Source organism: Gemmiger formicilis (assembly GCF_900167555.1).
GTDB classification, from domain to species: domain Bacteria; phylum Bacillota; class Clostridia; order Oscillospirales; family Ruminococcaceae; genus Gemmiger; species Gemmiger formicilis.
In genome coordinates this window covers 1-6281 of sequence record NZ_FUYF01000048.1, presented here as the reverse complement: position 1 = coordinate 6281, position 6281 = coordinate 1, and the positions used below count along the sequence as shown (strand labels likewise).

Sequence of the window (6281 nt, the reverse complement as noted above, 5' to 3'; positions counted from 1 at the left end):
GATGAGGTCATCGGTTTGCTTGGGGCAGACAATTTGCAGTTTCTTTGAAGTGAGGTTAGCCTTTTCTGCCAAATGCTCATATACTTCACGAAATGCACGCTTTGTTTGCTCGTCCCTACACTTCTTAATGTATCGGCTCAACTCGTCATGGGCCTCATTGCAGTGTTTGGGAAACAAAACCTGACTGCTTTTCATATCATAATTCTGTTCTTGACACATTTGCAGATAGTCGCTGTAAGTCGAGATTGCTTCTTCCATCGGGGAACGATAGAGGAAAGCCCGCTTCAGCTGCATATAGTCTGGCAGCTGGCTGTCCATATAGCGCATGAATTTTCTTGCCGTCATATAGGCAAACCACTGCGTTGGAACCGTATGCACATGATTTTTGAGCTGCCACTGTAAAAGTTCCTGCCGACTGCGCAAATTAAGCTTCGTGTATTGCTGGTATGCTCTCAATGTATCGATGCCAGCATTTAACTCACGCAGCATGGTCAAATCTTCTTTGTTGACCCGTAAAATGCGGTGTGTGCGTTTTTGCGTGTCATCAATTTCTGATCCCATACCGTGCCGATACACAATGTCTGCGACGATGTGCTCGAATCCGACTTTGACAAGATGCTCAATGAGTTTTGGATAGCGCCGATATACGCGCAGATAGGTACTGACCTGCATTGCCTCCTTCGTAGGTTCATAGAACTGCCGGAGTGCGCAATACTGCCACGGTGTTCCCTGCAAGGCTCTTTTCAGTGATGGCAGGTAAACCGCCCCGGTATCATCGGCTTCATAACTGCTTGTATAGGGAGAAAACCTCGGACGGTTTCCTCTCCGCCAGTGTGTTGCGCTATCATAACCGCTGTCATAATAGAACGCTTCTGTGTCGGTGCCTTCTTTCCCAACGACGCGGATAAATAACCTTGCGTTCTCATAAATTTCTTTCGCAGGCGTATTCTTTTTTTCCTTATATGCCCAGCGTACCTTGAAGATCCGTATCAGCAATTCTTCATCGCTGATTTTTTGAATAACCTGGCAGGTTTCCCTGTCCTCATGGTAGGCGGCTCTTCTCCCCTGCGCTTTGGCGATTGCCTTTTGTTTGCATTGCGGGCAGACAAAGATTTTTCCGGTTTTCGGCTTTTTTATCACAGAAAACTTCTCGCAATAGGTACAAAAAACCTGCGTTGCTGGCTGGTTCCTGTCATACGAATAAAACAGATAGTGCGGCATGACATTTTGGTCAATCCAGTGTGCCAAGTTTGAGGGTGCAGCCGGGACCTTTTTCATTTTCTCGACTATGTCCGCATCACGTTTGCAGCGGCGAGCTTTTGCCTGCTTATTACGGATGCTATACTGATAGTTCTGTAACTCCTTCAACACGGCGATGCCACTTACGTTGCGATGGATAAAGTCCGCGATTGCAGCGCCATCCGTCCCTTTATAGAAAACGCAGGATTCTCTAAAATTATAGAAACTTTCATCGGCAAGGCTCATCAGCATGGCATCCCGCCACTTGACGTTCCCCTCGGCATCACGCTCCAGCGTGGCAAAGGTATCCTTGCCCTGAAACACGACCCACTTCGGCATACGGTCATTTGTTTTCAGGCGTTCACAGTCATAGAAGTAAACTGTCAGCACCCTATGCCCGCCAAGCAGTTTGACGGCAGCGGTGACAAGGTATTTCACCCGTTCCGTGTACAACACACCGGCATTTAGGCTGATGTGCAGCGGAACATTGGCTGCATGGCGGCAGGCTCGTTTGTCCAGTTTCATCCTGCTGCCTCCTCTGTGCCGAAGTCACCAAAGGTGAGCTGTTCTTCGTTCGCGGGTTTCGGGGCTGGTTTGGGCGCTGCTTTCTTGGGCTTATCTTTTTTGACTTTGCCTGCCTTGGGCATTTTCCCGTTGTAAGTTTTGGGGACAAACTTTTCTTCCGGTTCGGCATCCTCCTTGGCTTCGGCATCGCGGAAATATTCCCGCGCCCACTGGTAGCAGAGTTCGTCCGGCACATCGCCGCCGAAACCGCCGCCCATAGGCTTTTCGTCATTGTCCTTCATTTCCTGTTCCAGATACTCCCGCGCCTTGCGGTTGATGTAGTGGAAGCAATTCACCATCTTTTTCTTGGGGTTCATCACAAGGCGGGCAAAAGCGGGGTCAGCCAGACACTCGGTCTGCACGTCCTCCATGACGCATAGCTTCATGTTGCGGCGGGTCAGGCGCTCGGTATCCTGCGAAACGCGGTTCATGGATGCCTGCATCACGTCATCATCCGACATAGCGGCAAGACGGTCCAGCTCCTGCTGCTCCCGCAGTTTCTTCTGTGCCTGTTTTGCTTCCCATTCGGCTTTGCGCTTGGCTTCGGCAGCATCAAATTCAGCCTTTTTGCGGGCTTCTTCCGCGTCCTCCGCTTGCGGTTCCGGCTTCGGGGGTTCAACCGGCTCAAATTCTTCGCTGAAAGAATCTACGGTTTCACTGTCCGAGGACACCTCGAAAGCATCATCCTCGGCATCGCGGTTCATCATATCCATTTCAGAGAGTATACCCATTGTTCTGTCCTTTCTAAAAAAGGCAGAGAGCCTCCATACGGTAGCTCTCTGCCATAACTTTGCGCGGCATCAGGCCACTTTTTCTTTTGCTTCTTCCCGCCGCAAAGCAAGCTGCCAGTCGTCTATGCCCTTGTAGGCAGTATTCCAGACAAGGCTTGTGCTTTGCAGCCCGGCTACGCGGGCAATCTGCTGAACCTTTTCGGCGGCAGATGCCACATATTCATTTTCTAACTTGTCCATGTCATAGGCTTCCACGACCAACTTGGTGCCGTTCTGTGCCATGCAACGCAGCGCGGATTCCAAGCCGTTCAAGCTGTTCACCCCTGCCACAGCGACAAACGAGCGTCCTGTCAGGCAGCGGGCAATATCGGCTTTGAGCAGCCCCTCGGTCACATACACAGTCTTGGCAAACGGCTCGCCCACAAAATGCAATGGGCTGCCGGAAGTCACGCCATGCGGCTTGCCTACAGACGACAGCCAGATATACTTAGCTCCGCTTTTGCCCGGTGGGTCATCCCTGCGGCGCAGCGGTATGTCCAGCCGTATCTGCATACCGCAGATCAAACCATCCATACCGACAGCCGGGAGCAGGATGCCCGCCGTGCGGCTGCCGAAATTGATCGTCCACCGCCCGGCATTGTCCGTATAGAAGCCCGGCACGCCCTGCAAAGTGCAGCCCTGCCGCCGCAGACGCTCGGCATAACTTCGGCACAGAAACGCTGGCGGGGTCGATTTGAACCCGAACCTTGCAATCTGTTCCTCGGTCAGTCCGCGCCGCGGTGACAGTAAATGCGCTTTATGCGTGGGTGTCAGCGGCAGCATGGAGAGCAGCAGCGAGTAAGTCTGGTGTATCTCCTGCGGGGTTGCGCGGACATTTTGCTCTGGCTTTACCCCGATGCAGTCATTCACCCTTGGCCGGGGTGTGTATCGCCCCAGCGCTTCACAAATCTCGCGGTAGGCATCGGCATTACCGGTGCAGTTATAACGGGCATACAATGCAAGCATACCACCCGCCGCGCCGCAGCGGTTGCAGCGCCAGACGTTTTTGTCCGTATTGACATTGAGCCGCCCGCGCTGATCCCCGCAAAAGGGGCAGTTCAGGTACAGGCTCGACGGCAGACGGCGGCGGACGGTAAGGCCCAGCAGTTCTACCACATCGGCAATGCCAAACGGAAATGTATCGGAAGATGAGGTCATGCAAAACGGCCTCCTTCCCGGTTATCCTGCCTGTTTCTCCTGCAAGCTGTCCCATATAATGGCGGCCGCCGCGCGAAGAATGTTGTTTTCTCCCTGATAGCCTTTCACATACCAGCGCAGGCTGGCAGGGCGGCGGTCAGCCACCTGTGCCAACGTCCAGCCCTTGCAGGTGCCGCAGTCTACGATGACGTCCTGCGCCTGCTCGTAGGTCATTTGGCGGCAGATTTCCTCCACCGGGCTGCTTTGGGTATATGCGGCGGCGGGTGGTTCCTGTTCCAGCACAATGACATTCTGCGGCGGTTCTGGCGGGGTCTGTGCAGACTGCACGGATTCCAGTACAACGGTTTTGGGCTTTTCTACAACTTCTGCCGTTACCTGTTCGGGGATGGGCATATCGTCCGCCATGATGGCATCCAGCGGGTCAGCCTTGGCAGCCTCCTGCGGGGTAGCTTTCACGGCTTCCGGCTGCTTCTGCACAGATTCTGTGACTTCCGCTTTCGTCTGTACCGGCTTGGCAGCTACCGTTTTTACCTGAACAGGCTTTGCAATCTCTGCTTTTGCACCTACCGGCACTTCGCTGCCGTACTCCTCGGATTCACTGCCCACATCGGCAAACTGGATGCCAAAGCCCGCATTGGAGAGCGCCGTGTCCAGTGCTTCCTCCTGCGCAGCCTCCACATACAGCCCACCGGGCGTTGCGTCCAGCGTGCAGTTGGCAACGTAGCTGCTCAGCGGCTCGGCATCCTCACGGTCACGGTAAACCTTGGCTTCAAAAATGGCCATTTTCTCAGTGATGCGCAGGGCATTGAGCTTCAGCCGCCCCGTGGGGCAGGCCAGCCGGAACCACAGCTTTTTGTACCGCAGGTCAAGGCGCATCACGTCCTCTCCGGTTTTGCGGGAAATCGTGCGGCGCAGGAATTTCAGCGGGTCAAAGCCGGGTACGTGGTTCAGTGCGGCTACAGCGGAGTTGGTTGTGTACAGCATAGGTTCTTGATTCCCTTTCATGGGTGATTTCTCCCTTCATTATTACATTCAGCCGGCCTGTTGTAGTTCCGGCAGTGCGTTTCGTTCGGTGTTGTAGGCCTTGCAGTACAGGCGGATGCGCTCCCCCAGCATGGTATTTCGCTTGCTGATATCGGCGCGATGAACCGCCATAAACAGAATCGGCTTATGCCCTACAAGGATAACCTTTTTCTTGGCGCGGGTCACAGCTGTATACAATAAATTGCGATACAGCATGATTGTGTGCGCCTTGACGATGGGGATGATGACCGTTTCAAACTCGCTGCCCATTGCCTTATGAATCGTGGTAGCGTAAGCAAGGTCAACATGCGCCAGCTGTTCCGGCGTGTAAGTCAACTTGCGGTCGCCGCCAAAATCCATCTGCACGAGCCGTTCGCCTTTGCTGCCTGTGGTGATGCCGGTAATAAAACCAAGGTCACCGTTGGACACTTTCTCGGTGTTCTTTGTCTGCATGACGCGGTCATGGACGCGGAAAGTGCGGTTGCCGATCTTCACTTCTTCCTCGGCCGAACGGAACGGATTGACCCGTTCCCGAATGGCCCGGTTGAGCTGCTCAGACGCTGCCTCGCCTTTCTCACGGAACGGCGAAAGGATCTGCACATTTTCGATACCACGCTCGGCGGCTTCCTTGCAGTAAATATCTTGGATGCGCCGCGCTGTCTCGATTTGCGTCGGGCTGTCCACAAACACAAAGTCATTGCCGTAGTACAGCTTGGTGCTGCCTTCGTTGATGAACTTTGCGTTGTAAGCAATCAGACCGTCCTTTGACTGGCGGAAAATCCAATCCAGCACGGTGACAGGCACCATTCCGCTGTGAATCAGTTCATAGAACACATTGCCCGCGCCCACGCTGGGCAGCTGGTTCGGGTCGCCCACAAGAACGACCCGCGTGTGCTGGCCGATGCGCTTGAAAAACTGTTGTGCCAGCCACATATCCACCATAGAAAACTCGTCCACGATGATAAGGTCGGCATCCACAAAGCGGACTCGCTCGCCGTCTCCGATTTCTTCCCCTGTGCCGAGACCCAGTGCGCTGTGCAGCGTGCGGGCTTCGTCAACGCCGGTGCTTTCCGCCATACGGCGGCTGGCGCGACCTGTGGGAGCCATAAGGGCGAACTTGCCTTTCGGGTGCAGGTTCTTGAACACCTCGATAATGGCCTTTAACACGGTGGTTTTGCCGGTGCCGGGTGAGCCGGTGATAATCGTCAGCCCATGCTGAAATGCCGTGCGCACCGCTTGCTCCTGTTTTTGGGAAAGCGTAATGCCCAGGCTTTCGCGCACCGATTCCAGCGCAGATTCAATGTTCTCTGCCACGCTGATATTGGCAAGCCGTTCGGCAATCATGCGGGCGGTGTCATCCTCCTGCCCAAACACGCGCGGGCTGTACAGGTACTGCTTGTAGGCGACTACTGCGCCGTGCAGGATCATCTGCTGCAGGGTTTCCTGCACTTCCTCGGCGCGGACGCGCTGTTCCGGGATGGGAATAGGCGCGTTGAGCAGAAGTAATGTTTCTTTCGTCAGGTCCTC

At 54.4% G+C, this 6281-nt stretch carries 5 protein-coding genes; all 5 read right to left on the bottom strand.

Going from position 1 to position 6281, the window contains the following annotated elements; translation table 11 throughout:
• On the bottom strand, positions 1-1764 hold a 1764-nt coding region (locus B5D32_RS14190), incomplete at its 3' end, for a PcfJ domain-containing protein (RefSeq protein WP_078785615.1).
• Positions 1761-2534 carry a Cas9 inhibitor AcrIIA9 family protein gene (locus B5D32_RS14185; RefSeq protein WP_078785614.1) on the bottom strand — a complete coding sequence of 258 codons (774 nt, stop codon included), beginning with the start codon at positions 2532-2534 and terminating at the stop codon, positions 1761-1763. The genes B5D32_RS14190 and B5D32_RS14185, both read right to left, overlap by 4 nt.
• 69 nt (positions 2535-2603) lie before the next feature.
• The gene (locus B5D32_RS14180; RefSeq protein ID WP_078785613.1) at positions 2604-3731 is read right to left on the bottom strand and encodes a DNA primase; all 1128 of its coding nucleotides are present in this window, start codon (positions 3729-3731) and stop codon (positions 2604-2606) included.
• A gap of 21 nt (positions 3732-3752) precedes the next feature.
• Positions 3753-4736 carry a hypothetical protein gene (locus B5D32_RS14175; RefSeq protein WP_143402797.1) on the bottom strand — a complete coding sequence of 328 codons (984 nt, stop codon included), beginning with the start codon at positions 4734-4736 and terminating at the stop codon, positions 3753-3755.
• Positions 4737-4763: 27 nt separating this feature from the next.
• A partial coding sequence (locus tag B5D32_RS14170; protein ID WP_143402796.1) for an ATP-dependent DNA helicase occupies positions 4764-6281 on the bottom strand: 1518 nt, incomplete at its 5' end.

Bases quoted from the DNA above. Each gene is read 5' to 3' on its own strand.
- B5D32_RS14180 (WP_078785613.1), bottom strand. From the start codon at position 3,731: ATGACCTCATCTTCCGATACATTTCCGTTTGGCATTGCCGATGTGGTA.
- B5D32_RS14175 (WP_143402797.1), bottom strand. From the start codon at position 4,736: ATGAAAGGGAATCAAGAACCTATGCTGTACACAACCAACTCCGCTGTA.
- B5D32_RS14185 (WP_078785614.1), bottom strand. From the start codon at position 2,534: ATGGGTATACTCTCTGAAATGGATATGATGAACCGCGATGCCGAGGAT.